Here is a 26,469-nt window from a genome sequence, read left to right on the forward strand (position 1 = left end):
ACATTCACCATGCTCACACTATTCGACGTCCACATGCCCCACATGGGGTCGGTGGAATTCGCGTTGCTCACCGAATGGCTGCTCAAGCCTGGGGACAGGGTCGCCGAGGGCGATCCGCTTTGTGAGGTGTCGACCGACAAGGTCGACACCGAAGTTGACTCGCCAACTTCGGGAATCCTCATCAGTTACGTTGCCGCAGTGGATCAGGAGGTTCCTGTCGGTGACGTCATTGCTCGATTTGCCTCACTCGACGCCGACCCGGTAGCCGTCGCGCAAGCCATTGCCGGTGAAGATGCAGTCGGTGAAGATGTCGCGCCGGCGGCGCCGACATCGGATCCGATCGCGGGTCCGTCCCCGATTTCGCCGGATCGGGCTCTCGCGAGCGAGGCCCCGGCAGTCGTCGCCGAGGGTTCTCGCCCACCCAACGATTCACTGGTGTTGGCTGCATCGTGGTTCTCTCCGGTCAACCGTCCGCCCGAAGGAAGTCGCCGCCTCCGCCTCGATTCGGGCTCGACTGATATGTCGCTGGAGAGCAAGAGCGAATTCTTGCCGGGAGCCAGGGATCGAGTACCGGAAGATGCTGACACCGTGGCGATTCCAGCCGGATACGAGGCGGTGACCTACACGGCTATCGAACACACTCGCCTGCGTAGGGCAATCGCCAAGAATCTGACGGAATCGTGGAATACGGCTCCTCAATTGACGGCGCAGGTTGATGTCGATTTCACTGCGGTCTCAGTAGCCCGAGCGAAGGTCAACCGTGAGAGATCAGCTCGAGGTGAAGGGAAACTCAGTTTCCTTCCCTTTGTCGGTCACGCACTGTGCCGGGCGCTCGCAGACCACCCGGATGCCAATGCCACGTTCACGGACAAGCACCTCGTGCGATGGAACACTGTCAACCTGGGAATTGCCGTGGACACTCCTGACGGACTCATCGTCCCCGTCATACGTGATGCGCAGAATCTCGAACTGGAGGCACTGTCGGACGCAATAGTCGCGACCAGTAGTGCGATACTCTCGGGTTCCGCGCAGCCGGAGGATCTTTCGGGCGGAACAATTACGATCAGCAACTCGGGAAGTGTCGGCGGCGTGGTCTCGACTCCGATCCTGACTCGTCCGCAAGTTGCCTCGATCGGTCTACCAGCCATCGTGCGTACCCCCGTCGCGCGAAAGAGCGTCGACGGTGAATCCGAGCTCCTCACCATCAGGCCCATTGCACGACTCGGATTGACCTTCGACCACAGGGCATTCGACGGCGCCGAAGCCTTGCGCACGCTGATGTCCGTACAGAAGTATCTCGAACAATGGCCGACAAAATCGTAGGCACTTCGCGACGTGAGGACATCAGATGAGGGCAGCAGTGCTTCGAGGCGGAGACGTCATACTTGCCGACATTCCGGAGCCGTCACCGGGACCGAATCAGCTTCTGGTGGAGCCGATAGCCACCGGGATCTGCGGCAGCGACCTGTCGGCCTGGCAGCACACCGATGATTTCCTCGCTGCGCATCGTGAGGCGGACGTACCGGGAGCGCTGTTCGATCCGGCACACGATCTGGTATTCGGACACGAGTTCACTGCAACGGTGACCGAGGTGGGAACCGGAGTGGTCGACTACGCAGTCGGTGACCGTCTGGTGGTTCTGCCGTGGGTCGTTGACGACGATGGATTGACTCATACAGTCGGATACTGCAATTCGAAGCCCGGAGGGCTGGCTGAAAGGGTTGTTATCCAGGCTGGTGGGCACCTGCACATCCCTCCGGACGTGGATCCGGTTACCGCTGCAGTGACCGAACCTCTCGCTACTGGTGTCAACGCCGTGCTGCGTTCACGGATCGTTGCCGGCGCCGCCGCGGTGGTGACCGGTTGCGGGCCTGTGGGACTCGGCGCAGTCATCGAATTGGCAGAACGCGGCATCCACCCCATCGTCGTATCCGACCCTTCGGAACTTCGACGAACTGTGGCTTTGGCGTACGGGGCCGATGTGGCAGTCGATCCGAGGCACTCGGATCCCCTGAGCACACTTGCAGGAATGATTCCGGCAGATACCGAAGTATTTGTCTTCGAAGCATCCGGAGCGCGGAATCTACTGGGTTCCTTGATGTCTGTCGTTCCACCGTTCACACGCATTGTGATTGTCGGATCGGCAATGCAGCACGAGTCGATTCGACCGGTGATCGGGATTCTCAAGAATGTGAGTCTGGAATTCGTGGGTGGTCCGGGGCGCGGAGAACCTACGTACCAAGCGTTTTCCCGAACTTTCGAACATATCGTGGAACGTCGTTTCGATCCGGGATTGATGGTCACGGGCTTTGCCGGGCTGGATGCGGTGAGTGAGGTGTTCTCTGCGCTGCGCCCGGCCGCGGGTGACGAGATAGAGCACGTGAAGGTTTTGGTTCGGCCCGACCTGCCCGCCGGTGCGGGTGTGGTGCGTTGTGTCGTCGAGTAACGGACTATGGGATGAGGACGTTGTCATGAATGAGGTTGAATCAATAGCGGAGAGTGAGCAGTTCAACGCCGACTTGGTTCGGTCCAGGCTGATAGCGATGGGCGAGTTGGGTACGGGCGAGGAACTGACTGTGCGATTACTGGCAGGCGGTCGATCCAACCTGACGTTCGAGTTGGCGAGTAAGTCGAGAAGATGGATTCTGCGTCGTCCGCCGATCGGTCACCGTCTGGAGACTGCTCACGACATGGGTCGGGAAGTGACCGTTCAGCGAGCCCTCGCGGAAAGTGCTGTCCCAGTTCCGCGGATCGTGTTCTCCGAGGAGTTCGACGCTACATCGGGTGGAAGTTTCTACGTCATGGACAAGATCGAAGGTCAGGTGTTGCGAACCGATGACGACTTCGCTTCCGTGGACGAGGGCAATCGCTCCGAGTTGGCGCATCGCTACGTCGATTGCCTGGCTGCACTGCACACGCAAGACTTTCGTAGCCTGGGTTTGTCTGGTTTCGGTAAGCCGGAGGGATACCTCGAGCGCCAGGTAAGGCGATGGAGCAAGCAGTTGGCGTCGTCGAAGTCCCGCGATCTTCCGATGTTGGAAAAACTAGGGGCGCGGGTCGCGTCGTCGATTCCGGGGCAGTCTGCAACCTCGATCGTTCACGGCGACTTTCGATTCGACAACATGATTGTTCGGTTAGGTGCCCCGTCGGACATCGTCGGAGTGCTGGATTGGGAGATGTCAACACTGGGTGATCCGTTGACAGACTTGGGTTTAGTCCATCTGTTCTGGTCGGGATGGGCGGGTATCGATAATCCGATTGCCGGGACGCCTTCTGCGCATGAGGGTTTCCCCTCGTTCGACGACCTTGTCGAAAGATATTCCCTAAGCACGGGGTTCGATATCGATGCGCTGCAGTGGTATTCGGGCTTTGCATTCTACAAGATGGCAGTGATTCTGGAAGGCATCCATCTTCGCTTCGTCAATGGGGAAACAGTCGGCGACGGTTTCGAGGACATCGGCTCGATGGTCGTTCCTTTGGCAGAGCGCGGGCTTTCGGCACTTGCGTAGCCGAAAATTTGTGAAACAGTAATTTCTGATCTCGGTCGTACTCGGCCGGCGAAGGGTAAAGGTGTGTGACATGGATTTCGAGTTCGACGCGAAGACTATTGATTTGAAGGAACGCGCGTCGGCATTCATGGACGAGTTCGTTTTTCCTGCAGAGCATTTCTTCCACGACAACCCGGAAGTAGGGGATCGGCAGTGGGAGCGTCCGGCGGTGATGGCAGATCTGAAGAAGCATGCGAAGGCGAGTGGGTTGTGGAATTTGTTTCTTCCGCACGATCCGCGCGGTGCGGGACTGTCCAATCTGCAGTACGCACCATTGGCCGAGGTGACGGGTTGGAGTCCTGAGGTTGCGCCGGAAGCGTTCAACTGCAACCCGCCCGATACCGGGAACATGGAGTTGCTGACGCTGTTCGGGACTGATGCGCAGAAACATCGGTGGCTCGATCCGTTGTTGAACGGTGACATCAGGTCGGCGTATTGCATGACGGAGCCGGACGTGTCGTCGTCTGATCCCGCGAACTTGACTTGCTCAATCACCGATGAGGGTGATTGTTGGAGGATCAATGGACGTAAGTGGTGGTCGACCGGCGCGATGAGCAGCGATTGTGCGTTGTTGATCGTGATGGGGGTGTCGGATCCTGATGCGGATCCGCGGTCGCGCCACAGTTTGGTTCTGATTCCGCGTGAGACTCCTGGCGTACGTATTGTCCGGGGGCTGAAGATGTTCGGTTTCACTCACGGTGCCCATGGCGGTCACGCGGAGGTGCATTTCGAGGATGTACTTGTTCCCAAGGACCATATGCTCGGCGAGCGTGGTCGGGGACAGGCGTTGGCGCAGGCCAGGCTCGGTCCAGGGCGGATTCATCACTGCATGCGCATGATCGGGATGGCGGAGCGTGCGATCGAGTTGATGTGTCGTCGGGCGAACGAGCGTGAGGCTTTCGGTAAGTCGTTAGCGGATCAGGGGATTATTCAGCATTGGATCGCGCAGTCCCGGGTAAAGATCGATCAGTTGCGGTTGTTCGTTCTGCGGACTGCCTGGTTGATCGACACAGTTGGGGCGCGCGAGGCGCGTACGGAAATTTCGGCTATCAAGGTGGCTGCCCCGGATGCTGTGGGCTGGGTGATCGACAAGGCAATTCAAGTGCATGGCGCCGGCGGAATGACGCAGGACTATCCGCTGGCGATGTTGTGGGCGCAGGCTCGGACTATGCGTTTCATCGACGGCGCCGACGAGGTCCATCGCATGGTTGTCGCGTCACGAGAATTGCGCCTTCATCGATAGCGGTGCGGGCTTTACGACGAAATGAATCGATGCCGAATGGGGATGACTGGTGGCAAGGCAACTACCATTCGATATCGGTGAGGTTCGACTGCGTCTGATCGACTGCGGGGAGTTGGATCAGTACGCACGATTCAGTGCAAACGAGGTTTCCAGCTCACCCCCTGGTCAGACGTATTCCTTGACCAGCGATGAAGGAGCTTGGATCCTTCGCTGTCCGTCGAGCGGTGACCGCAGCTTTGGAACACAGGGAATTCGAGCAGAGGCCACTGCGCTCCGCACGCTCGAACAGAGCAGCATTCCAGTACCTCTCCTTGTCTACTTGGACGAAGCTTCCGGATTGCTCGTCTCTCGACGGGTGCGGGGGGCCTCGCTGCGGACTGATATTCAATTAGCAGACGTCGAGATCGGCGCGAGAATCCTGGTAGCGAACGCATTTGCCGACACGCTTGCCAGGATTCATTCGCTCGAGTTCGGCATCGGCGGCGTTAGTTCTGTCCTTTGGGCGTGCCGGGACCTGCGCAACTATGTGTCCGAGATCGAATTGAGGCTCGCTCGGTACGAATTGAGTGTGAGACCCGCGTTGAATGCCCTCCTGGATTCTCTTGCGCGATCGGTGCCGGCACCACGGAAGCCGTGCTTGCTCCATGGAGAATATCGTCTAGATCGTACGATTTTCGACCTCGATGACTCCCCAGTATTGCGTGCGGTGACAGATTGGCGTCGAGTCGGTTTTGGTGACCCGCTATTGGATATCGGAATCGCCTACGTTTTCTGGGCGGGATTGAGAGGGATTCCCAGTGTTGTATCGGGTTGCCCCTCAGTTCATTTCGGATACCCTGCATTCGAAGGGTTGCTGTCTCGGTATCGACGGGCAGTCAACTTCGACGTCGATACACGCGTTTTGCCATGGTTCTACTCCGTGGGGTTTCTCGAGGTTGCGGCGCGTGTACTCGAACTGTGCGAACAGAGAAGCGAATGGCTCTCGAGCACAAATAGATTCGATGATGTATCAGCCTTGGTGCAACCATTGATCACCCGCGCAATTGCAGCCTTGGAAGGCAGTCATCTTGCCGCATCCTATGCACTCTCGCGATGACGCAGATCCAACGAATGTTTGGAGGAAAGTCGTGACGCACGACGGTCGAACCCTCGGGGAGGGACGTAAGCTGCTCCGCCTCGAGATCCGAAACGCGGAGACACCCATCGAACGCAAACCCAACTGGATCAAGACCCGAGCAAAAATGGGCCCCGAGTACTCGGAGCTCAAGGGCCTGGTCAAGCGCGAAGGTTTGCACACCGTCTGCGAAGAAGCAGGCTGCCCCAACATCTACGAATGCTGGGAAGACCGCGAAGCCACCTTCCTCATCGGCGGCGAGCAGTGCACCCGCCGCTGCGACTTCTGCCAGATCGACACCGGCAAGCCCGACGCCCTCGACCGCGACGAGCCCCGTCGCGTCGCCGAAAGTGTTCAGGCCATGGGACTTCGATACTCCACGATCACCGGCGTCGCCCGCGACGACCTCCCCGACGGCGGCGCCTGGCTCTACGCCGAAACCGTCCGCAAGATCCACGAACTCAACCCAGGCACCGGCGTCGAGAACCTGGTGCCGGACTTCAACGGCAAACCCGAACTGCTCGACGAGGTCTTCGCCTCCCGCCCCGAGGTACTCGCGCACAACCTCGAGACCGTCCCCCGCATCTTCAAGCGGATCCGCCCGGCCTTCCGGTACCAGCGCAGCCTCGACGTCATCACCGCCGCCCGCGAATACGGACTGGTCACCAAGTCCAACCTCATCCTCGGCATGGGCGAAACCCCCGAAGAGGTCACCGAAGCGATGGCCGATCTGCACGCCGCCGGTTGCGACATCCTCACCATCACCCAATACCTGCGTCCCTCACCGCGGCACCACCCCGTCGAGCGATGGGTCAAGCCCGAAGAGTTCGTCGAGCACTCCAAGGCTGCAGAAGAAATGGGCTTCGCCGGCGTCATGGCCGGACCGCTCGTCCGGTCGTCGTACCGCGCCGGACGCCTGTACGCGCAGGCCATGGCCCATCACGGCCGCGAACTCCCCGAAGTGTCTGCTGTGCGTGGTTATTGATCGCAGATTGTTTGCAGAGGTACACCTAGTGATTCGCATGGCCTGATCCCGGGCATTCGAGGTCAAGTAAAATCCCTGTGACCAGTAACGAGAAGAGAAGGGGATCGAAGTGACCGCGCATACCGAGCAGCTCGAGTTCCAAGCAGAAACACGTCAGCTGCTGGATTTGATGGTTCATTCAATCTATTCGAACAAGGACAGTTTCCTTCGTGAGTTGATCTCCAACGCTTCGGACGCGCTGGACAAACTCCGTCTCGAGGCATACCAGGACAAAGACCTCAACGTCGATGTCTCCGATCTCCACATCGAGATCGATATCGACAAGGACGCACGCACGCTCACGATCCGCGACAACGGCATTGGTATGTCGCGTGACGAGGTTGTCGACCTGATCGGCACGCTCGCGAAGTCCGGCACCGCCGAGGTCCGTCGCAAGCTCAAGGAAGCAAAGGATGCCGCAGCTTCCGAGGAACTGATCGGCCAGTTCGGTATCGGTTTCTACTCCACGTTCATGGTCGCGGACAAGGTGACGCTGCTGACCCGCCGCGCCGGTGAAGACCACGCGACGCGCTGGGAGTCGACCGGCGAAGGCACGTACACGCTCGAGCATGTGAACGAGGCGCCGCAGGGCAGTTCCGTGACACTGCACCTGATGCCGGAGGATTCCGAGAACGGCCTGCACGACTACACGTCGGAATGGAAGATCAAGGAACTGGTCAAGAAGTACTCCGACTTCATCGCGTGGCCCATTCGTATGGATGTCGCTCGCACGTCGACGCCGGCCGAGGGTGAAGAGTCCGAGGTCACCATCGAGACCGAGACCATCAACTCGATGAAGGCTCTGTGGACTCGCGCCAAGGACGACGTGTCCGAGGAGGAGTACAAGGAGTTCTACAAGCACGTCAGCCATGCGTGGGACGAGCCGCTCGAGGTCATCCCGATGAAGGCCGAAGGTACGTTCGAATACCAAGCGCTGCTCTTCATTCCGTCGACGGCGCCGTTCGATCTCTTCATGCGTGAGCGCAAGGCCGGCATCCATCTGTACGTCAAGCGCGTCTTCATCATGGACGACTGCGAAGAGTTGGTGCCCGACTACCTGCGTTTCGTCAAGGGTGTTGTTGACGCACAAGATCTCTCGCTCAACGTCTCTCGAGAAATTCTGCAGCAGGACCGTCAGATTTCGGCGATCCGTCGTCGACTGACCAAGAAGGTCCTCTCGACGATCAAGGACATGAAGGCAAACGAGCCCGAAAAGTACTCGACCTTCTGGACCGAATTCGGACGGGCACTCAAAGAAGGCCTGATGGCCGATGCCGACAACCGTAAGACGTTGCTCGACATCTCATCCTTCGCATCGACCAACAGTGAAGACGGCGTGACCACTCTCGCCGAGTACGTCGAGCGCATGAAGGACGGTCAGGAACAGATCTACTTCATGACCGGCGAATCTCGCCACCTCATCGAAAGCTCCCCGCACATGGAGGCTTTCAAGGCCAAGGGCCTCGAGGTTCTGGTTCTCACCGATCCGGTCGACGAGATGTGGGTCGACGCCGTTTCGGACTTCGACGGCAAGACCTTCCAGTCGATCGCCAAGGGGGAGGTCGACCTCGACACCGAGGACGAGAAGAAGGCAGCCGAGGCTGAACGTGAAGAGAAGGAAAAGGAATTCGGTGCGCTGCTGACGTGGCTGACCGAAACCTTGTCAGACGACATCAAGGAGACGCGACTCTCGACGCGACTCACCACGTCGGCTGCCTGCATCGTCGGCGACGCATTCAGTATGTCGCCGACGCTCGAGAAGATGTACCGGGCGTCGGGGCAGCCGGTTCCGCACAGTAAGCGGATCCTCGAACTCAACCCGTCGCATCCTCTCGTAACGGGTCTGCGCGATGCGCAGGCGGCGGATGGTTCTGCTGAAAACCTTACTGAGACAGCGCAATTGTTGTACGGGATGGCATTGCTCGCCGAGGGCGGCGAGTTGAGCGATCCGGCGCACTTCACGCGCCTGCTGGCTGACCGTTTGGCTCGCACCGTCTGATCTTCGTTCCCGTTCGGTTGAACTCCCGGCATTCGCCTTCATCGGCGGATGCCGGGAGTTTTTTTGTGGAGAAGTTCTAATGAGGACCGTTTCTGTCCGCAATGGGTTCTACCGTTGTTTCACAGGCAAGATCCCACAAACAAAGGACGAACCGATGAACGCATCGACCAGCACCCTCACCGGCGAGCGCGCGGATCTTATCCAGACCTTGCGCGAGCATCGCGGGTTTCTACTTGTCACTGTTCGGGGCTTGACCGACGAACAGGCAGCGTCGCGACCCACCGTGAGTGAACTGTGCCTCGGCGGATTGATCAAGCATGTGGCCCACACCGAGCGGGGATGTGTGGATTTCATCCTGGAAGGCCCATCCGGTATGGGTGGGGATGTTGATCCGGCGAAATTCACGCCGGAGATGCTTCAGGCGCGCGTGGACGAGTTTGCCATGGTGGGAGACGAGACCTTGGCCGGCATTGTGGCCGAATATGAGCAGATCGCAGCGAGGACGGATGAGTTGGTGGCATCCTTGGACAGTCTCGACATCTCGCATCCGCTGCCGTCTGCGCCGTGGTTCGAGCCTGGTGCGCGCTGGTCGGCCCGGCGTACGCTGCTCCACATCATTGCCGAGACTGCCCAGCATGCAGGCCATGCGGACATACTTCGCGAAGCGATCGACGGTTCCAAGACAATGGGATGATCGACCCACCTATGTTTACACATCACACTGATGTGTAACACTGGTAGGCATGAGTACCGAGAAATCTGCCTTGCAACCGCCGATGCAATGGGACGCGTGGGGCGATCCAGCAAAGAAGCGTGAGCTGTCGGACGCGGTCGTAGCTTTGCTGACCGGATTTCTTGGTGTATCGGCCCCGAAGCAATCCCGACTGGCCATTGGGGACGTGCGAGTGACGCCGTCCGCTCTGTCTCAGGCGCACGTCGACGCGCTGGCTGACGTGGTCGGCGCGGAGTACATAACTACCGAGGATTCGGATCGGATTCTTCGAGCCGGTGGCAAGAGCACCCCGGACTTGTTGCGCCGCCGAAGCACCGAGCCCCAGGACGCGCCGGATGCAGTAGTCACACCCGGCACGGACGCCGAGGTGGAGCAGGTTCTGCGGTACTGCGGGGCCAACAAGATTGCCGTAGTGCCGTTCGGCGGCGGTACCAGCGTCGTCGGCGGATTGGATCCCATCCGGGACGGGTTCGACGCGGTACTTTCTCTTGATCTTCGACGGTTCGATCAGCTTGTCTCACTGGACGAGGAATCCGGCATCGCCACGTTCGGCGGCGGAACAACGGGACCACGCGCCGAGGAATTACTGCACGAGCACGGCTTCTCCGTCGGACACTTCCCGCAAAGTTTCCTCTTTGCCACGCTCGGTGGTTTCGCGGCGACGCGTTCCTCGGGGCAGGCGTCGGCAGGGTACGGACGTTTCGAGGATATGGTCCAGGGTCTCACTGTGGTCACCCCGACCGGTGTGCTCGAGACCGGTAGAGCGCCGGCATCGGCCGCGGGTCCTGATCTCGGGGAACTGTTTGTCGGCTCCGAGGGTACTTTCGGCGTCATTACGCATGTGCGAGTGCGGGTTCACCGACTTCCGGAGACGACGGTTCGGGAGGGATGGAGTTTTCCCGACTTCGCTACCGGCGCAGCAGCATTGCGCGAGCTTGTCCAGGAAGGGTCAGCACCGACAGTGCTGCGGTTGTCGGACGAAGCCGAGAGCGGCGTGAACCTGGCGACCACCGACAAGATCGGCGAAAATGCCTTCACGGGTGGCTGCCTCGGCATCACCACCTATGAAGGCACGGCCTCGCATACCGCAGAGCGAATGGCAGAAGCCCGCGCAATTCTCACCGCGCACGGCGGAACGTCTCTCGGCGCTGAGCCTGGAAACAGTTGGGAACACGGACGGTTCGATGCACCGTATCTGCGTGACGCACTGCTCGACGTCGGCGCACTGTGCGAAACCCTCGAGACGGCAACGACGTGGGGCAATCTCGCGAACCTGCGCTCGTCGGTCACAGAGGCATTGACCAAGGCATTGGTCGAGCAGGGCACCCAGCCGCTTGTGATGTGCCATATTTCGCACACGTACAAGACCGGTGCATCCCTGTACTTCACCGTGGTGTGCGCTCAGACCGAAGATCCGATTGCTCAGTGGCATAAGGCCAAGACAGCAGCCGGCGACGCCATCATCGCTGCCGGTGGCACGATTACTCATCATCACGCTGTCGGTGCGGACCATCGGCCGTGGATGAAGGACGAAATCGGTGAATTGGGCGCGAATATTCTTCGCGCAGTAAAGAATGCAGTGGACCCCGCCGGCATCCTCAATCCTGGAAAGCTGATTCCTTGAGCCAAACCCGCAGTCAGATCGAGAAGGTAACCGTCCTGATCAATCCGATGGCGGGACATGGGCATGCGCCCACAGCCGGCCGCAAAGGTGTTGCGCGACTGCGTGAACGTGGAGTTGCCGTCACCGAGATCATCGGCACTGATGCTGACGACGCCAAGAAATTGGCGCGTCGGGCGATCGAAGACGGTACCGACGCTCTCGTGGTGGTCGGTGGAGACGGTGCCATCAGCATCGGGCTGCAAGCGGCGGCGCTGACCGACACGCCGATCGGACTCATTCCGGCGGGCACGGGAAATGATCACGCCCGCGAATTCGGTATTCCCACAGGTGATCCCGAAGCTGCCGCTGACGTGATTGCCAACGGGATCGTGCAGCAGTCAGACCTCGCGAAGATCACGCTGGCCGACGGGTCCGTTGTGTGGTCAGGCACGATCATCGCCAGTGGCTTCGACTCGTTGGTCAGCGAGCGCGCGAACAAGATGACCTGGCCCAAGGGGCGAATGCGCTACAACCTGGCGATGCTTGCCGAACTGGCGAAGATGCGGCCGCTGCCGTACCGGATCGAACTCGACGACGAGGTGATCACCATGGACGCGACGCTCGTGGCAGTCGGTAACGGGCGATCCTACGGCGGCGGCATGCTCATTACGCCTGGTGCGTCCAAGACCGACGGTTTGCTGGATCTGACTGTTGTCGGGCATGGTTCACGGCTGCGTCTGGTGCGCCTCTTTCCCCGGGTCTACAAGGGAACACACATCCATCTGGACGCGGTATCGACGTACCGATCCAAGAAGGTCCGGCTCATCTCCGAGGGCATCATCGCTTACGCCGACGGTGACCGAGTGGGGCCGCTACCGATCACGATCGAAGCAGTGCCGGAGGCTCTGAGGATTCTGAGCGCTGAACCTGTGTAACCGGAAGGGGTTTTGCCGTCCCGGCGCAGGCGGTGGTGTCAGACTTCCCCGATGAACGAATCGTCGAAGTCGGTGAACCGCCGCACTGCGTGGACGTCGGAACAGGTGGCGGATCTGGCCGAGGAGGTTCGATCATTGGCTACGCGGGCGCACGGCGTTGATCTCACGTCCGTCGACACTGATGCACTGCGCCGCGAATTGGCGTCGAGGAGTGCTCTGCCGCGGCGCTCTCCGTCGGAGAACTGATTCGCTGGGCAGATAACAATAGACTGGTGGTCTGATATTCTGGCCGGATGGTGGCGACTCACGGATTTCAGCGCGCGCGCAAACCGGAGCAGATCGAGGCTCGGCGATGCGCCATTCTCGACACCGCCCGCGCTCTACTCGGATCCAGGTCCGTTGCAGACATCAGTTTGCGTGAACTCAGTGAAACCGTCGGACTGGCAAAGTCGAATGTGCTGCGGTACTTCGACAGTCGTGAGGCCATCTTCCTGGAAGTCCTGGACGAGAACTGGGTGGCGTGGCTCGACGGTTTGGAAGCCTCGGTGATCCCGACCGACGACAGCTCGCCGTTTGCCGCCGAGATCCATCTGGCGTCGACCATCGCGGAATCGCTTGTCCCTCAGCGTTTGCTGTGCGAACTGCTGAGCGTGATGGGGAGTGTTCTCGAGAGGAACATTTCGGAGGACTTCGCCCGCGACTTCAAGAAACGTGCAGCGGTCAACACGACTCGGCTTGCATCACTTGTGCATTCGCAATTGCCTGATCTTGCAGATAAGGACGCGGCACATTTTGCCAAGGCAACTCTGGTGATCGTCGCAGGAATGTGGCCATACGCTGAACCGGCAAAGTCTATGGCTGTTGTTCTGGGTGAGATGCACGCACCACCCGCCGCGGAAATGTTTGCCACGGGGCTCCGGGAAGGTCTGGTCAATCAACTCGTCGGGTTGTCTGCACGGGCGGCAACCCGAACGAGCTGACTGACATCTCAGGAGCTGTGCAAGGTCAGTACGGTGATCTCGCTCGGCGCGAAGACTCGGAACGGTGGGCCCCAGAATCCTGTGCCACGGCTCGTGTACAGCTGGGTGCGTTCGCCGTGACGGCTGAGACCCGACACTGACGGTTGATCGAGTTTGACCAGGAAGTTGAAGGGCCAGATCTGACCGCCATGGGTGTGTCCGGCCAGCTGTAGATCAACTCCGGCAGAAGCGGATTGGGGAACCTGCTTCGGTTGATGGGCGAGCATCAGGATTGGCAGTTCAGGATCGGCTCCTGTCAATGCATCCTCGAAGTTCGCACCGTGTCCTTCCAGCCGTGACCCCAATGCGGTGGCGTCGTCGACGCCGGCGATCACCAGACTGTCGTCGCCCTTGGTGACAACGATGTGGCGGTTGTGGAGCGAGTCCCAGCCGATCGACGTCATATAGTCGAGCCACTCCTGTGCTTCATGGAAGTACTCGTGATTGCCGGTCACGTAGACGCGGGCAAGCCTGGCGTCCACCGAACTGAGCGGAGACGTTTGGTTGCGTCGCTGCTCGACTGTTCCGTCGGCGATGTCTCCGACATGGGCCACGATGTCCGCGTCGAGTTCGTTGACGGCGGCAACAACCCGAGACGACCACTTCGCCCGGTTGATCGGACCGAAATGGGTGTCGGTGATTGCGACGACACGAAGCTTGTCCATGCCGGCGCCGAGGCGCGGAATCGTGACGTCCACGTGCTTGATCCGTGGCAATCGCATCGCTTCGCGATAACCCCAGATCAGTAGAGCTGCCGAGATGATCAGTGCCGCAACGGCAACAACGCGTGCGCGAAGTGGGTTCTCCACCCCGCCGACGAGTAGGCCGAGCCGCAAGACCTCGCCGAGCAATGTCCAGACGAACACGACCCAGATGATTCCGAGGAGCGCATCGCCGACCAGTCGAAGTCGATCACGATCGGTGTGTCCGTTGCTCAGCACCATGCTGGCGGGCAGGGCGATCAGGAGGGCAGCAAACACGACGGTGCCGATAATCGTCACGGCGCCCGGCCAGTCCGGTCGAATGACCAAGCTCCACCAGGGATAGGCGAACAGCAATGCCAAGATCGAGGCGACGATCGCGCTGATGGCGACGATCCTCAGTGGCTTGCGGCGCTGGACGTGGGCAACTTCGGTCGCCGGTGGTGTAGTCACCCCGTCCAGAGTAAAGGTCCAGTGGTCTATTAACAAGGGGACGGCGGTCCGCTATTTGGACGTCGGTACCTTCGGATAGGTTGCGAGGCGTTGGAACTCGACCCGAGACCAGGTGGGTGGCACATGGAAAAGTTCGACGTCAAAAAGGCATACAAGGAACTGTATGCACCGAGTCGGCGCGATTTTTCGCTGGTGACCGTGCCGCGTTTCAGTTACTTTGCCGTCGATGGCCACGGTGATCCCAATACCGCCACCGAGTACTCCGAGGCGCTCGAAGCGCTCTATGCAGTGTCCTATGCCACCAAATTTGCGAGCAAGAAGGAACTGGACCGGGACTATGTGGTGGGACCGCTCGAAGGATTGTGGCGGGCCGACGACCCCGAGGCGTTCGTAACGCGCGACAAAGCGTCGTGGGACTGGACGATGATGATCTCGCAACCGGAGTGGATCACGTCAGCCGAACTCACTGCCTCGATTACCGCAGTCGGTGCAAAGAAGAGCCTTGCAGCTCTCGACAAGGTGCGGTTCCTCGAACTGGAGGAGGGCCTGTCTGTGCAGATCCTCCACATCGGGTCGTACGACGACGAAGCTCCGACCTTGGATCGCCTGCACCACACCTTCATTCCGGCGAACAATCTGAGTTTCAACGGTGATCATCACGAGATCTACCTCAGTGATGCACGCCGGACGCAGCCCGAGAAGCTCAAGACGGTTCTGCGTCAGCCTGTTTCGAGGCCGTGATTGCGGATCCCGGCATACGCGCGTGGTGCATATCGTGCGCGAAGTGGCAGAAGATGCCAGAAACGATCCGACAACGTCAGAAAGCGCGCGAACCAGACGTATATGCGCTCATCTCGCGCAGTCCATTCCCATTCGAGGGTCTGACGTGCCTTGTCGGGCATCAGTGCCTTGCAGATCCAGTTCGAGGCAGCAACCGTCGGGCGCGAGATGAGCGTCCACGCCCAACGTGGCACCTTGGGTGGTGGGGCGATTCGGTGTTCGGCGACGCGTGTCGACCACTTGGTGGTGTGGGTATTGATCAATTGATTGTCGAGCATGTCTTCCCAGTATGCGTGAAAGCTCGCGTAGTTGTCGAAAGCCGGCCGATCAGTGAGACCGTAACAGCGCCACCACGTTACGGCTTCGCGGACGAGTTGATCCTTCTGTTCTTCGGTGAATTTCTTGTACGCAAACCGCTCGTTGAAATCGAGGATTACCTCGAAGAACGTAACGTGGGTCCACCAGAAAGTGTCCGGAGCCAGTGCGTGATACCGCCGGCCGGTTTCGTCGGTTCCCTTGAGTTCGGTGTGAAAGTTACGGACGAGCGTTCCGGTGCCGTGATCGTTCCGGTCGTACACAACGCCGTAAATGGGGGGAAGCGAGCGGAACAGCCGATCGAGAGGATCGGTGAAGAAGTTCGAATGATCTTGCAGCGCACCGCTGACCGCTGGATGCATATTCTGAAGGGTTCCAGCGCGTGCGAGGTACAGCAAGCCGCGAATGTCGCCGAAGTGCAACCACGTCAGGGAGCCGGGTCCGATGGGAGCAGCTCGAAGTGTTCGCGGCTCGGGATTGCTGACCGACTTCTCGGAAACCGTATCTGCATCGTTGGTCATTGCGGTGACCTCTGTCTCTCGCGCGGACATGACAACGCATGTTGTCATGTTTCGACTTTCGCGTCACCGGGCAGAAATGTCAATGGTTATGCGGAGATTGACGCCATCGAAGTTCAGAGATCGATGCCCCGTAGTTTCTCGAGATCGCGTCGTTCACGTTTGGTGGGGCGGCCCGCTCCGCGATCGCGCATCGGTATCGACGCCAGCAATTCCGGGGGCGGGGGCGGCGGTGAAATGTCCTTCAAGCAATCGTCGACCAGCACTGCGCCAACCCGTTTGGTGATGGGCTTGACCACGACAACGATGCGTTCGACGCCCGAAACGCGTACTCGAACCTCGTCGCCGACCTTCACCTGCTGAGCAGCCTTTGCCGAAGTACCGTTCACCCGCACATGGCCGGATCGGCACGACGCCGCAGCCTGGGACCGGGTCTTGAAGAGGCGGACAGCCCACGTCCAACTGTCCACGCGGACACTGATCGCGTCGGGAGGTAGTTGGCCCATGGTCACGACGATACCGGCCGTGTGAGTGGTGATGCGACTACGGAACCTTGAGGGTAGTGGAGGCGTCCGCCGGCTCGTCTTGCTCGATGTCCGCTAGTTGCTCGATACCGGTCTTGGTGCCGAGAACGGCATTCGGGAGGAAGATGACGCAGATCAGGGCAATGACGGCGAACGGAATCGAAATGAGGAATACCTCCCCGACTCCCTGCCCGTATGCCGATTCGACGATGTCGCGTACCGGATCTGACAACGTGTCGATGTTCGGGAGTGCCCCCTCCGTCAGTCCGCTTGCCGATCTCGCGATACCGGATTCTTGTAGCCCGTTCTCGATTTCGGTATCGACTCGCGCAGAGAGGGCTGCTCCGAGCATCGTCACGCCAAGGACGCCGCCCAAGCTGCGGAAGAATGCGGCGGCCGAGCTGGCCGCGCCGATCTCGCGCACGTCCGTGGCATTTTGTACAACAAGGACAAGGTTCTGCAGCAGCATGCCGAGGGCGAGACCGACGAGCGGTAAAGCAAGAAAGAGCACGACGATATTGGTGTCGACTCGCAAGGTCGAGAGCAGGATGCTGGCCACGGTAAGTAGAGATGCTCCCGTGATCAGCCATGGTTTCCAGTGCCCGGTGCGCGAGATGAGCCCACCCACGACAGTGGATGCGATGAGGTTTCCGGCGACTTGGGGGAGCGTGATCAGGCCCGCTCCGGTGGCCGATGCGCCTCGGCTGAGTTGCATGTACTGGCTGATGAAGATGGCGACGCTGTAAAGGACTATCCCGACGCACACGCTGGCAACGATCGACAGCGTGAAGGTTTTTCCGCGGAACATATGCAGGGGGAGTACGGGGTACTTCACCTTGCTCTCGACAACCAGCGTCACGGCGATCAGCACCGCGGTGCCGATGCCCATGCACCAGGACACTGCGGAGTTCCACTCGAATACCTTGCCGCCGAGCGAGAGCCAGATGAGGAGTGTCGAGATCGCGGCAGTGAGAAGGACCGATCCGATGTAGTCGATCCGTCCGGTGCCCTTTCGTCTCGGCAGGATGAGCTTCAACTGGATGACGATCATCGCGACTACCGCAAAGGGAATGACGATGTAGAAGTTCCAACGCCAGCCGATGGTGTCGGTGACGAGGCCGCCCACGAGAGGTCCGCCGGCGGTGCCTGCCACGACGACAGCCCCGAGGACGCCCATGTACTTGCCGCGTTCGCGAGGGCTGATGATGTCCGAGATGGCGATCTGAGAGAGGGTGATGAGCCCGCCGGTTCCGATTCCCTGAACCAGCCGCGCTGCGATCATCAGTGTGGGTTCACTCGCGAAACCGGCCGCAAGTGAGCCGATCATGAAGATCAGGAGCGCGATGTGCAGTAGAAGTCGACGGCTGAAGAGGTCGGCCAGCTTGCCCCAGATCGGTGTGCAGACGGTGACTGCGAGCAGTGATCCGGTGACGACCCAGGTAAGGGTCGTCTGATCGCCATGGAGATCGGTGACGATGCGCGGGAGGGACGTGTTGATCACCGACGTCGACAACACGGCGACAAGCATTCCGATGAGGATTCCGCCGAATGCTTCGTTCACTTGGCGTCGAGACATTGTCGGCGCTGGTCCGCTTTCGCCGGTCGATTCCGTCATGGGGTTCCTCGCCTAGCCGTCAAAGTATGTGACCGAAGTCAATCACATTTAGTTGATTTCAGCAACTATATTGCGGAACGGGTGACGTTGAAGGTCCTATGCTGACCAGGTGAGGTCGACAAAACCTGAAGCTGATATTCACGCGATTCAATGGGCGATCCGGCGACTGGTGCAAGGTTCCCGGAAGACGCTGATCGCCGACGCGGGTGCGGCTGTACCGGAGATGACTCCCGCTGCTTTTGTCATCATGACGCGCGTCGTCGACATGTTTCCGGTGTCTCCCGCGGCCGTCATCGCGGTTACAGGTTTGGATCGAAGTGTCGTGAGTCGAAATCTGACTGCTCTTACCAAGCAGGGCTACGTGGTGTCCGAATCCGATCCGGACGACGGACGGGTCTCGCTGTTCTCTCCGACGCCGGACGCTGCGGCAAAGTTCGGTGAGGCGAGCAGGGTGAATCGTGATCGGATCGCCGCCGCGATCGACGACTGGTCCCCAGAGGATGTATCGACGTTTGTCACATTGTTGGAGAGATTCAACAAGTCTGCCTACGAGAGCTGAAGGATACAGAAAGACTTTCGGCCCCACACTTTCGAAAAAGTATGGGGCCGAATGCAAATGCCGAACAGGTTACGCGTAGTCGTAGAAGCCGCGACCGGTCTTCTTGCCGAGGCGGCCGGCGTCGACCATGCGGCGCAGCAGTGCCGGGGGAGCGTAGTGCGGCTCGGCGAACTCTGCGTACAGCGACTCTGCCGCTGCGAGAGCAACATCGAGGCCGACGGTGTCGAGGAGCGTCAGCGGGCCCATCGGGTAACCGCAGCCGCCCTTCATTGCCTCGTCGATGTCTTCGGCGGTGGCGTAGCCGGAATCGAGCATCCGGATTGCCTGGCACAGGTACGGGATGAGCAGTGCGTTGACGATGAAGCCCGAACGGTCGCCCGCGCGAACTGTCTTCTTGCGCAACGTGTTCTTCGCGTAGTCGGTGACCGCGAGGACAGTCTCTTCGGACGTGGTCAGGCTGACCACGATCTCGACGAGCGGCATGACCGGCACGGGGTTGAAGAAGTGAACGCCGACAACCTGGCCGGGGCGCGAGGTGGCCTTGGCGATCTTGATGACGGGGATCGACGACGTGTTGGTCGCCAGGATTCCCGCAGGCTTCACGATCTTGTCGAGCTTGCCGAAGATCTCGTACTTGAGGGCTTCGATCTCGGGAGCAGCCTCGATCACCAGATCGCGATCGGCGAACTCTTCCATGTCCAGGGTGACGCGGACGCGAGCGATGGCGGCGTCTGCTTCTTCCTGGGTGATCTTGCCCTTGGCTACGCCGCGGTTGATCGACTTGGCGATCCGCTCGCGTGCGGAAGCGGCAAATTCTTCCTTGGTTTCGAGCACCAGTACCGAGCTACCGGCTTTTGCACATACCTCGGCAATGCCGGCACCCATGGTGCCGCCGCCGATTACGCCTACAAGTTCCACAATTCTCCTCAAAATTAGGGGCAAGCCCCTGTGCGCCGTTCCGGTAGTCAGAACTACCAGAAAGGCGCACAGGGGCGCGAAGTGCCTTACTTCAACAGCGCACGCGACATCACGACGCGCTGGATCTGATTCGTGCCTTCGTAGATCTGCGTGATCTTGGCGTCGCGCATCATGCGCTCGACGGGGAAGTCGGTGGTGTAACCGGCGCCGCCGAACAGCTGAACGGCGTCGGTGGTGACCTCCATGGCAACGTCGGATGCAAAGCACTTGGCTGCAGCGGAGATGAAGCCGAGGTTCTTCTCGCCGCGCTCTGCGCGAGCAGCGGAGGTGTAAACCATCAGACGTGCGGCTTCGACCTTCATTGCCATGTCGGCGAGCATGAACTGCACAGCCTGGAAGTCGCTGATGGACTTGCCGAACTGCTTGCGATCCTTGGTGTAAGCCAATGCCGCGTCGAGGGCGCCCTGAGCAAGGCCGACGGCCTGTGCACCGATGGTGGGACGCGTGTGGTCGAGGGTTTCGAGTGCCGTCTTGAAGCCGGTGCCTGGTGCGCCGATGATGCGGTCGCCGGGGATGCGGCAGTTCTCGAAGTACAGCTCAGCGGTGGGGGAGCCCTTGATGCCGAGCTTCTTTTCCTTCGGCCCGACGACAAAGCCCTCGTCGTCCTTGTGGACCATGAAGGAGGAGATGCCGTTTGCGCCCTTATCGGGGTCGGTGACAGCCATGACGGTGTACCAGGTGGACTTGCCGCCGTTGGTGATCCAGCACTTGGAGCCGTTGAGGATCCAGTCGTCGCCGTCAGCCTTTGCGCGGGTGCGCATGGCGGCTGCGTCGGATCCGGCTTCGCGCTCGGACAGTGCGTACGACGCCATTCCGCCGTTCACGAGGTCCGGGAGAACCTTGGCCTTGAGCTCTTCGGAGCCCTTGAGGATCAGGCCCATGGTGCCGAGCTTGTTGACGGCGGGGATAAGTGAGGAGGAGCCGCAGACGCGGGCAACTTCTTCGATGACGATGCAGGTGGCAACGGAATCGGCGCCCTGGCCGTCGTAGGCCTCGGGGACGTGGATGGCGTTGAAGCCCGACGCGTTGAGTGCGGTGAGTGCTTCCTCGGGGAACCGGGCGTTCTCGTCGACGTCCTTGGCGTGCGGCGCGATTTCCTTCTCGGAGAGTCCGCGGATAGCGGCCCGCAGCTCGTCGTGCTCTTCGTTCAGTGCGAAGAGATTGAAGTCTGGGTTTCCGGCCATGGGAACACTCCTTGATAGAAGGTGGATCGAACGGCGCCAACAGAACCAGCATGGCCCGTCGGCGGACTGGTGCCAATGACGTCAGTCAAACACGGCACTCAGTGCCAGGTCAAGGAAACGGAGTGTGACGTTGTAGTGCACGATGCGTGTCAGCCGAGTTGTTCGTGAATCTTTCTGCTGATCTCGTCGGCCGAAGTGCCCGGCGGAAATGCTACTACCAGCACAGACCTTTCTTCGGGAGTGCTGGTCTTGGACCCAGGGGCCACGCCGTACGTACGACGCACATTCAGGAGCGCTTGGCGTAGTGCATCGGCCGTGGCGTCGGAATCGCCCTTGATCATGCTGCGCAAGAGATAGTTGTGGCACGCGGTGACAGCGGCTGCGAATCCGACAACCTCGAGCACCGGTTCGCGGGGGACAGCGCTCCGCAGATAGTCGACAAAGAGTCGCTCGTACCGGAACCCGGTGACCAGTTCGCGGTCGCGGAGAGCGGGAACATGCTGCACGACGCGGTATCGCCGCATCGACAGATCGCGGTTCTGCTGGAAGAAGTCGAAGACCAGTCCGGCAGCTTCGCAGACTGACGCCCACGGGTCCGCGGATTCGGTGGACAGGAACTGTGCGACATGCGTGAGAAGCGATTCGTGATCGGCGAAGATCACGTCTTCCTTGGAGCGGAACTGCCGAAAGAACGTGCGCCGCGATACCCCGGCAGCAATGGCAATCTGTTCGACGGTGGTGGCTTCGTAGCCGTTCTCGGAAAACAACCGAATGGCTTGAGACGCGACGTGTACCCGAAACTGCGTGGGATCAGTTCCGGGTACATCGGCTCGTTCACTCATAGAGACAAGTATCGCGCCTGTGGCTACTTATCCGGTGTGACGGGGCGGTAGCCGGATCGTCTGTCACTCAACGGTGTGCGGTGGACGTGAATTGGTATGTTGCCGCCTCGACGATCTCGTCAGGGGTAATAGTGATCTCCTCGTTCAACCACGCGGTGACCAGTTCGGCAAGGCCGCCCACGAACAGCAGTCCGTTGATCTGACCTTGATGTGGCGGCCAAGCTCGGTCGCCGTACATTCGCGTGGCTTCGTCCGCGACCATTTGCGCGAAGCCGTGCAGTACCGCGCGCCGGTGTGCACGGAGGGGTTCGTATGCAGCGGATTCGATCATTGCCACACGCCCCTTGCGGGGATCGTCGGTGAGGAGGGTGACGAACGACGCGATCGCATTTCGTACGCGTTGCTCGAGCGTCCCGGTGCTCGCTCGAAGCGCGGCCAGGCCCGCGTCGCGGACCTCGTCGGCGATTTTGTCCAATACCTTCTGCAGCAGTTCGTCTCTGCTGGTGAAGCTTTCGTAAAAGTATCGCTCCGTCAACTTGGCCTGGGCGCAGATTGCGGTCATCGTGGCGCCGCGATTACCTGCGGCAGCAAATACTTCCAGCCCTGCCTCTAGCAAGGTTTCCCGCCGCAGCGCCGCCCGCTGATCGCCGCTCAGGCCGGCATATCGACGCGGCATCGGAGGAGTCATAGGTCGATATTGACAGACACAGCAGGTGTGACGCAGACTACATACATCTGACAGGATGCAATGTCAGATAGAACGGGAGTAGAGGTCATAGTGTCCAAGATCCTGGCTCGCCCACCCGCACACTCGCAGTTACACCCGGTTTCGGGCCGCTCAGGGCTGCCCTTCGTCGGGCACGCACTCGAGTACATCCGTGATCCGCTCGCCTTGATGCAAGAGAACTGGGATCGTTACGGCGAGGTCTCCTGGTTTTCGATGGTCGGTCGGCGTTGGATCGCTGTTCTCGGACCTGACGCGTGCCAAGAAGTGCTGCAGAACAAAGATCGAGCATTCGTCAACAGTGACGGGTGGTCGGTCCTTATCGGCCCCTTCTTTCACGGTGGGCTTATGCTTCTCGATTCGGACGAACATCTACGACATCGTCGAATCATGCAGCAGGCGTTCACCCGATCACGACTCGAGAAGACTGTCGACGTTCTCAACCCGGCGATCGACTCGGCACTCGACGCATGGACGCCCACTGACGGATTTCGTGCCTATGCGGCACTGAAAACGCTCACCCTCGATCTCGCCACCGACATCTTCATGGGCGGGGCGGAAGGAAGTAGCGAAAGCGAAATATCGGCGGTGAAAAAGGCTTTCGTCGATTGCGTTCAGGCGGCAACCTCGTTGGTCCGCTATCCCGTACCCGGGACTCGATGGAAGCGTGGGCTGGACGGCCGCCGAGTCCTGGAAGCTTTCTTTCGTCGCTACCTACCGGCGCGTCGAAATCGCGAAACCGACGACTTGTTCTCCGTGCTGTGTCACATCGAATCCGAAGCGGGACAACGCTTCAGTGATGACGAGGTGATCGACCATATGATTTTCCTCCTGATGGCCGCGCACGACACCTCCACGATCACCATCTCCACGATGATGCAATACCTGGGCCAACACCCACAGTGGCAGGACAGGTGCCGGGCGGAGTCGCTCGCGTTGGGGACGTCGACGCCGAGTTATGCAGATCTCGACGGACTGGCCAGCCTTGATCTGGTCATGAAGGAATGTCTCCGAATCGTCTCTCCGGTACCGGTTATGGCGCGCCGAGCGATCCGCGATACCCAAGTGCAGGGGCACTTCGTGCCTGCGGGAACGTATACCGCGGTTGCTCCTCATTTCACCCACCACATGTCGCAGTACTGGCCTGATCCCGAGTGTTTCGATCCCGACCGCTTCGCGGAGCATCGACGCGAAGACAAGGTGCATCGATTCGCGTGGGAGCCCTTCGGCGGTGGTGTGCACAAATGCCTCGGAATGCATTTCGCCGGTGCCGAGATCAAAGCACTCGTGCATCACCTACTCCTACGCTTCGACTGGCACGTCGACGCCGACTATGTCGCCCCGCTCAACTTCACATCCCTGCCGTTCCCGTCCGACGGACAACCTGTCGATCTACGTCGGCGTTCCACTCCGGTGCCCTGAGCCCCTACGACCGAGTTAGTTCGATGCCCGAAGCTCGAACTTGAGAACCTTGCCGGTCGGGGTGCGGGGAAGGTCGAGGGGGAAGACGATGTCGCGGGGTACCTTGTACCCGGCCAGCAAGGTGCGGGTGTACTCGACGATGTCTTCCGCGGATGCCTGTAATCCCTTGCCCAGAACCACGAATGCCTTCGGACGCTCGCCCCACTTCTCGTCCGGAACGCCGACGACGGCCACGTCGATCACGGCGGGGTGGCTCATGATCGCCTGCTCCACCTCGACGGTGGAGATGTTCTCGCCGCCGGAGATGATGATGTCCTTCGCGCGGTCCTTGAGCTGAATGTATCCGTCGGGATGCATGACGCCGAGGTCTCCTGAATGGAACCACCCGCCGGCAAAGGCTTCCGCGGTTGCGGCCTCGTCACGGTAGTACCCGAGCATGACGTTGTTGCCGCGGAGCACGATCTCGCCCATGGTCTGACCGTCGGCGGGAACGTCGTTCATGTCAGGGTCGACGACCCGTGCATTTTCCGCCTGGACCATGCCAACGCCCTGCCGGGAAAGCAGCGCGGCGCGCTCGGACTGTGGCTTCTCGTCCCAGGTTTCCTGGTATTCGCAGATCGTGTACGGCCCGTACACCTCGGTGAGGCCGTACACGTGGACGACGGTCACACCGATGTCCTCGAGCTTGCCGATGATCGTCGGCGACGGGGGAGCCCCTGCGGTGGTGATGCGAAGGGCGTCGACCTTGTGGGCCTGATCCGCGTCGGCGATGGTGGAGCAGACAGTTGGTGCGCCGCACAGGTGGGTCACGCCCAAGTTGTCGATCGCATCCCAGATCGAATCGGCGCGGACGGCGCGCAGGCAGATGTGGGTGCCGGCGGCCTGGGTAACTGCCCACGGTGTGCACCAACCGTTGCAGTGGAACATCGGCAGTGTCCACAGGTACTTGGTGGAGCCGGTGAACCCGTTGTGGAAGGTTTCGCCGAGGGAGTTCAGGTACGCGCCGCGGTGGGAGTACATGACGCCCTTGGGTTTTCCGGTGGTGCCCGAGGTGTAGTTGATGGCGATGCACTGTTGCTCGTCGTCGACACCCCAATGCAGTGGCTGATCGGCGAGCGCTTCACCTTCTGCCAACAGATCGGCGTACTGCCCGGTGACGATTCCGGTGGGAACCTCCGGGTACGGGACGGTGGAGTCCGGGATCTCGATGATCTCGCGCAGGCTCTGCACGTTTGTTTTCGACGACGCGACGGAACCGACGAACTCGGAGTCTACGAACAGGATCGTGGTTCCCGAGTGATCGAGAATGTACTCGAGTTCAGGTCCGGCGAGGCGCGAGTTGAGGGCGATCAGGATTCCGCCGGCCAGAGGCACGGCAAAATGCGCAAACAGCATCTCGGGGATATTCGGCGCCAGGTAAGCGATGCGATCGCCGGGCTGGATACGGTCCCGCAAAACACGTGCCAGAGCGGCTACCTCGTCGCCGAACTCGCGGTAGGTGTACGTCCGATCGCCGTGAATGACGGCGGTGCGATCTGGGAACACCGACGCACTGCGTTCGAGAAAGCGCAGTGGGCTGAGCGGGGTGTTGTTGGCTGTGAGTGCGGTGGGTGCAGACACGGGTTCCTCCGAGGTTCGCGTGGTCGGACGTTGCAGCTCACCCGTCACGGTGAATGTGATCGGCGCTACAAACGCTCGTGTTGGACGATATTGGGCTAGCCCACCAGCCGCTACCCTACGAAGTGGGTATCCGCGTTTTCCCCGACCAGGAGTGCACGTGAACAGGGTTTTAAGGCCGAGCGACGACGACGCGTTGCGGGCGGCGCTGCGCCGGCTGCAGCCGCAGACGGAACTGCCGGTCCTGTTCGGTGGGGGAGTGAGCGGCAACTCCTTGACCATCACCAGCTACGTCGGTACGCACAGCACTCTGCTGCGCAACCTCGAGATCAACGCGGCATGCGGACTCGGTGGGCGGGCTATCGCCGAGCAGCGCACAGCTGTGGTGCAGGACTACGCCAATTCGTCTCAGATCACCCACGACTACGACTACGAGGTCGGCACCGAGCGAATCGAATCGTTGATGGCGGTTCCCGTGGTCGTGCGAGGGAAAACCCGCGGCGCGCTCTATGGCGGACTGCGCGCCAACCTGCCGATCGGAGATGTTGTTGCAGACAAGATGATGCGTGCGTCCTACTCGTTGGCACGCGAAATCGAGATCCGCGACGAGGTTGATCGTCGTGTCGCGATGATCGACACTGCTGCGGTGGAACAGGTTTCGAGCCGCGAGGCAAAAATATCGGAGACGTTGACGGAAAGTTTCCTCGCGTTGGGTGAGATCGCGGCAGGTCTGCAGGACGAGAATCTCAGTGCGCAGGTTCACGCCGTCGAGGCAAAACTTCGGGCCTTGACGGCGCCTGCAGAGATCGCGAGTGCGATAGTGCTGTCGCCGCGTGAAACGGACGTGATGAGGTACGTCGCGTTGGGGCTGCGCAACGCCGAAATCGCGGAGCGCCTGTCCTTGAGCGTCGAAACCGTCAAGACGTACATGCGCAATCTCATGGCCAAACTCGATGTGCGAAGTCGTCATGAGGCGGTTGTCGAAGCTCGTCGTCACGGTCTGATTCTGTGATCACGCA

General features: G+C 60.3%; 25 protein-coding genes. 16 read left to right on the plus strand and 9 right to left on the minus strand.

Annotated features, from left to right (window positions below; all coding sequences use genetic code 11):
• Positions 1 to 9 precede the first annotated feature (9 nt).
• The 12 genes from CJ178_RS24635 to CJ178_RS24690 all read left to right on the plus strand — a co-directional run bounded on the left by CJ178_RS24635 (position 10) and on the right by CJ178_RS24690 (position 13,179).
• Positions 10 to 1,323 carry a dihydrolipoamide acetyltransferase family protein gene (locus tag CJ178_RS24635; RefSeq protein ID WP_095888227.1) on the plus strand — a complete coding sequence of 438 codons (1,314 nt, stop codon included), beginning with the start codon at positions 10 to 12 and terminating at the stop codon, positions 1,321 to 1,323.
• A 25-nt stretch (positions 1,324 to 1,348) separates the two neighbouring features.
• Positions 1,349 to 2,446 carry an alcohol dehydrogenase catalytic domain-containing protein gene (locus CJ178_RS24640; RefSeq protein ID WP_095888228.1) on the plus strand — a complete coding sequence of 366 codons (1,098 nt, stop codon included), beginning with the start codon at positions 1,349 to 1,351 and terminating at the stop codon, positions 2,444 to 2,446.
• Between the two features lie 25 nt (positions 2,447 to 2,471).
• The gene (locus CJ178_RS24645; RefSeq protein ID WP_045068584.1) at positions 2,472 to 3,509 is read left to right on the plus strand and encodes a phosphotransferase family protein; all 1,038 of its coding nucleotides are present in this window, start codon (positions 2,472 to 2,474) and stop codon (positions 3,507 to 3,509) included.
• A 70-nt stretch (positions 3,510 to 3,579) separates the two neighbouring features.
• Complete coding sequence (locus tag CJ178_RS24650; RefSeq protein ID WP_095888229.1) at positions 3,580 to 4,791, plus strand: acyl-CoA dehydrogenase family protein; 1,212 nt, start codon at positions 3,580 to 3,582, stop codon at positions 4,789 to 4,791.
• A 49-nt stretch (positions 4,792 to 4,840) separates the two neighbouring features.
• A complete protein-coding gene (locus CJ178_RS33740; RefSeq protein ID WP_179300838.1) occupies positions 4,841 to 5,887 on the plus strand; it encodes a phosphotransferase family protein in 1,047 nt (348 codons plus the stop codon).
• Positions 5,888 to 5,918: 31 nt separating this feature from the next.
• Positions 5,919 to 6,890 carry a lipoyl synthase gene (lipA, locus tag CJ178_RS24660; RefSeq protein WP_095888231.1) on the plus strand — a complete coding sequence of 324 codons (972 nt, stop codon included), beginning with the start codon at positions 5,919 to 5,921 and terminating at the stop codon, positions 6,888 to 6,890.
• Positions 6,891 to 6,999: 109 nt separating this feature from the next.
• The gene (gene htpG / locus CJ178_RS24665; protein WP_033232382.1) at positions 7,000 to 8,928 is read left to right on the plus strand and encodes a molecular chaperone HtpG; all 1,929 of its coding nucleotides are present in this window, start codon (positions 7,000 to 7,002) and stop codon (positions 8,926 to 8,928) included.
• 154 nt (positions 8,929 to 9,082) lie between these two features.
• The gene (locus tag CJ178_RS24670) at positions 9,083 to 9,622 is read left to right on the plus strand and encodes a DinB family protein (protein ID WP_045069662.1); all 540 of its coding nucleotides are present in this window, start codon (positions 9,083 to 9,085) and stop codon (positions 9,620 to 9,622) included.
• Positions 9,623 to 9,671: 49 nt separating this feature from the next.
• Positions 9,672 to 11,285: an FAD-binding oxidoreductase gene (locus CJ178_RS24675; RefSeq protein ID WP_373557490.1), complete on the plus strand. Its 1,614-nt coding sequence runs from the start codon at positions 9,672 to 9,674 to the stop codon at positions 11,283 to 11,285.
• The gene (locus CJ178_RS24680; RefSeq protein WP_080711648.1) at positions 11,282 to 12,199 is read left to right on the plus strand and encodes a diacylglycerol kinase; all 918 of its coding nucleotides are present in this window, start codon (positions 11,282 to 11,284) and stop codon (positions 12,197 to 12,199) included. The genes CJ178_RS24675 and CJ178_RS24680 overlap by 4 nt, the downstream gene beginning before the upstream one ends.
• 51 nt (positions 12,200 to 12,250) lie before the next feature.
• Positions 12,251 to 12,445: a hypothetical protein gene (locus CJ178_RS24685; RefSeq protein WP_095888232.1), complete on the plus strand. Its 195-nt coding sequence runs from the start codon at positions 12,251 to 12,253 to the stop codon at positions 12,443 to 12,445.
• Positions 12,446 to 12,492: 47 nt separating this feature from the next.
• The gene (locus CJ178_RS24690) at positions 12,493 to 13,179 is read left to right on the plus strand and encodes a TetR/AcrR family transcriptional regulator (RefSeq protein ID WP_095888233.1); all 687 of its coding nucleotides are present in this window, start codon (positions 12,493 to 12,495) and stop codon (positions 13,177 to 13,179) included.
• Between the two features lie 8 nt (positions 13,180 to 13,187).
• Here the strand turns inward: CJ178_RS24690 and CJ178_RS24695 are convergent, their stop codons facing one another.
• Entirely contained in the window at positions 13,188 to 14,372 is a 1,185-nt protein-coding gene (locus CJ178_RS24695) for a metallophosphoesterase (protein ID WP_095888234.1), read from the minus strand.
• A gap of 123 nt (positions 14,373 to 14,495) precedes the next feature.
• Here CJ178_RS24695 and CJ178_RS24700 point away from each other — a divergent pair, with 123 nt between their 5' ends.
• Positions 14,496 to 15,113, plus strand: a complete 618-nt coding sequence (locus CJ178_RS24700) for a GyrI-like domain-containing protein (RefSeq protein WP_095888235.1) — start codon at positions 14,496 to 14,498, stop codon at positions 15,111 to 15,113.
• Here CJ178_RS24700 and CJ178_RS24705 read toward each other — a convergent pair.
• The 3 genes from CJ178_RS24705 to CJ178_RS24715 all read right to left on the minus strand — a co-directional run bounded on the left by CJ178_RS24705 (position 15,092) and on the right by CJ178_RS24715 (position 18,124).
• Complete coding sequence (locus CJ178_RS24705; RefSeq protein WP_033232645.1) at positions 15,092 to 15,988, minus strand: oxygenase MpaB family protein; 897 nt, start codon at positions 15,986 to 15,988, stop codon at positions 15,092 to 15,094. The genes CJ178_RS24700 and CJ178_RS24705 overlap by 22 nt on opposite strands.
• A gap of 113 nt (positions 15,989 to 16,101) precedes the next feature.
• Positions 16,102 to 16,491 (minus strand): RNA-binding S4 domain-containing protein, encoded by a 390-nt coding sequence (locus tag CJ178_RS24710; RefSeq protein WP_095888236.1) that lies wholly within the window; start codon positions 16,489 to 16,491, stop codon positions 16,102 to 16,104.
• Positions 16,492 to 16,528: 37 nt separating this feature from the next.
• Complete coding sequence (locus CJ178_RS24715) at positions 16,529 to 18,124, minus strand: MFS transporter (protein WP_095888237.1); 1,596 nt, start codon at positions 18,122 to 18,124, stop codon at positions 16,529 to 16,531.
• Between the two features lie 109 nt (positions 18,125 to 18,233).
• Between CJ178_RS24715 and CJ178_RS24720 the strand changes: the two genes are divergently transcribed.
• Complete coding sequence (locus CJ178_RS24720) at positions 18,234 to 18,683, plus strand: MarR family winged helix-turn-helix transcriptional regulator (RefSeq protein WP_143547538.1); 450 nt, start codon at positions 18,234 to 18,236, stop codon at positions 18,681 to 18,683.
• A gap of 69 nt (positions 18,684 to 18,752) precedes the next feature.
• On the opposite strand, the gene CJ178_RS24725 is transcribed toward CJ178_RS24720, so the two are convergent.
• From CJ178_RS24725 to CJ178_RS24740, 4 genes are all read right to left on the minus strand, one after another.
• A complete protein-coding gene (locus CJ178_RS24725) occupies positions 18,753 to 19,601 on the minus strand; it encodes a 3-hydroxybutyryl-CoA dehydrogenase (RefSeq protein WP_033232372.1) in 849 nt (282 codons plus the stop codon).
• 86 nt (positions 19,602 to 19,687) lie between these two features.
• Entirely contained in the window at positions 19,688 to 20,845 is a 1,158-nt protein-coding gene (locus tag CJ178_RS24730) for an acyl-CoA dehydrogenase (RefSeq protein WP_033232371.1), read from the minus strand.
• 149 nt (positions 20,846 to 20,994) lie between these two features.
• Positions 20,995 to 21,687 (minus strand): TetR family transcriptional regulator, encoded by a 693-nt coding sequence (locus CJ178_RS24735; protein ID WP_095888239.1) that lies wholly within the window; start codon positions 21,685 to 21,687, stop codon positions 20,995 to 20,997.
• A 67-nt stretch (positions 21,688 to 21,754) separates the two neighbouring features.
• Positions 21,755 to 22,375 (minus strand): TetR/AcrR family transcriptional regulator, encoded by a 621-nt coding sequence (locus tag CJ178_RS24740; RefSeq protein WP_095888240.1) that lies wholly within the window; start codon positions 22,373 to 22,375, stop codon positions 21,755 to 21,757.
• A gap of 90 nt (positions 22,376 to 22,465) precedes the next feature.
• Between CJ178_RS24740 and CJ178_RS24745 the strand changes: the two genes are divergently transcribed.
• Positions 22,466 to 23,833 carry a cytochrome P450 gene (locus tag CJ178_RS24745; RefSeq protein WP_095888241.1) on the plus strand — a complete coding sequence of 456 codons (1,368 nt, stop codon included), beginning with the start codon at positions 22,466 to 22,468 and terminating at the stop codon, positions 23,831 to 23,833.
• A gap of 15 nt (positions 23,834 to 23,848) precedes the next feature.
• Here the strand turns inward: CJ178_RS24745 and CJ178_RS24750 are convergent, their stop codons facing one another.
• Positions 23,849 to 25,453 (minus strand): acyl--CoA ligase family protein, encoded by a 1,605-nt coding sequence (locus CJ178_RS24750; RefSeq protein WP_095888669.1) that lies wholly within the window; start codon positions 25,451 to 25,453, stop codon positions 23,849 to 23,851.
• A 157-nt stretch (positions 25,454 to 25,610) separates the two neighbouring features.
• Between CJ178_RS24750 and CJ178_RS24755 the strand changes: the two genes are divergently transcribed.
• Positions 25,611 to 26,462 (plus strand): LuxR C-terminal-related transcriptional regulator, encoded by an 852-nt coding sequence (locus tag CJ178_RS24755; RefSeq protein WP_095888670.1) that lies wholly within the window; start codon positions 25,611 to 25,613, stop codon positions 26,460 to 26,462.
• Positions 26,463 to 26,469: the final 7 nt, after the last annotated feature.

The organism is Rhodococcus sp. ACPA4 (assembly GCF_002300185.1).
GTDB classification, from domain to species: domain Bacteria; phylum Actinomycetota; class Actinomycetes; order Mycobacteriales; family Mycobacteriaceae; genus Rhodococcus_F; species Rhodococcus_F globerula.

Coding starts and splice junctions, on each gene's coding strand:
- CJ178_RS24635 (WP_095888227.1), top strand. CDS start 10: ATGCTCACACTATTCGACGTCCACATGCCCCACATGGGGTCGGTGGAA.
- CJ178_RS24640 (WP_095888228.1), top strand. CDS start 1,349: ATGAGGGCAGCAGTGCTTCGAGGCGGAGACGTCATACTTGCCGACATT.
- CJ178_RS24645 (WP_045068584.1), top strand. CDS start 2,472: ATGAATGAGGTTGAATCAATAGCGGAGAGTGAGCAGTTCAACGCCGAC.
- CJ178_RS24650 (WP_095888229.1), top strand. CDS start 3,580: ATGGATTTCGAGTTCGACGCGAAGACTATTGATTTGAAGGAACGCGCG.
- CJ178_RS24670 (WP_045069662.1), top strand. CDS start 9,083: ATGAACGCATCGACCAGCACCCTCACCGGCGAGCGCGCGGATCTTATC.
- CJ178_RS24675 (WP_373557490.1), top strand. CDS start 9,672: ATGAGTACCGAGAAATCTGCCTTGCAACCGCCGATGCAATGGGACGCG.
- CJ178_RS24685 (WP_095888232.1), top strand. CDS start 12,251: ATGAACGAATCGTCGAAGTCGGTGAACCGCCGCACTGCGTGGACGTCG.
- CJ178_RS24690 (WP_095888233.1), top strand. CDS start 12,493: ATGGTGGCGACTCACGGATTTCAGCGCGCGCGCAAACCGGAGCAGATC.
- CJ178_RS24700 (WP_095888235.1), top strand. CDS start 14,496: ATGGAAAAGTTCGACGTCAAAAAGGCATACAAGGAACTGTATGCACCG.
- CJ178_RS24705 (WP_033232645.1), bottom strand. CDS start 15,988: ATGACCAACGATGCAGATACGGTTTCCGAGAAGTCGGTCAGCAATCCC.
- CJ178_RS24710 (WP_095888236.1), bottom strand. CDS start 16,491: ATGGGCCAACTACCTCCCGACGCGATCAGTGTCCGCGTGGACAGTTGG.
- CJ178_RS24715 (WP_095888237.1), bottom strand. CDS start 18,124: ATGACGGAATCGACCGGCGAAAGCGGACCAGCGCCGACAATGTCTCGA.
- CJ178_RS24730 (WP_033232371.1), bottom strand. CDS start 20,845: ATGGCCGGAAACCCAGACTTCAATCTCTTCGCACTGAACGAAGAGCAC.
- CJ178_RS24735 (WP_095888239.1), bottom strand. CDS start 21,687: ATGAGTGAACGAGCCGATGTACCCGGAACTGATCCCACGCAGTTTCGG.
- CJ178_RS24740 (WP_095888240.1), bottom strand. CDS start 22,375: ATGACTCCTCCGATGCCGCGTCGATATGCCGGCCTGAGCGGCGATCAG.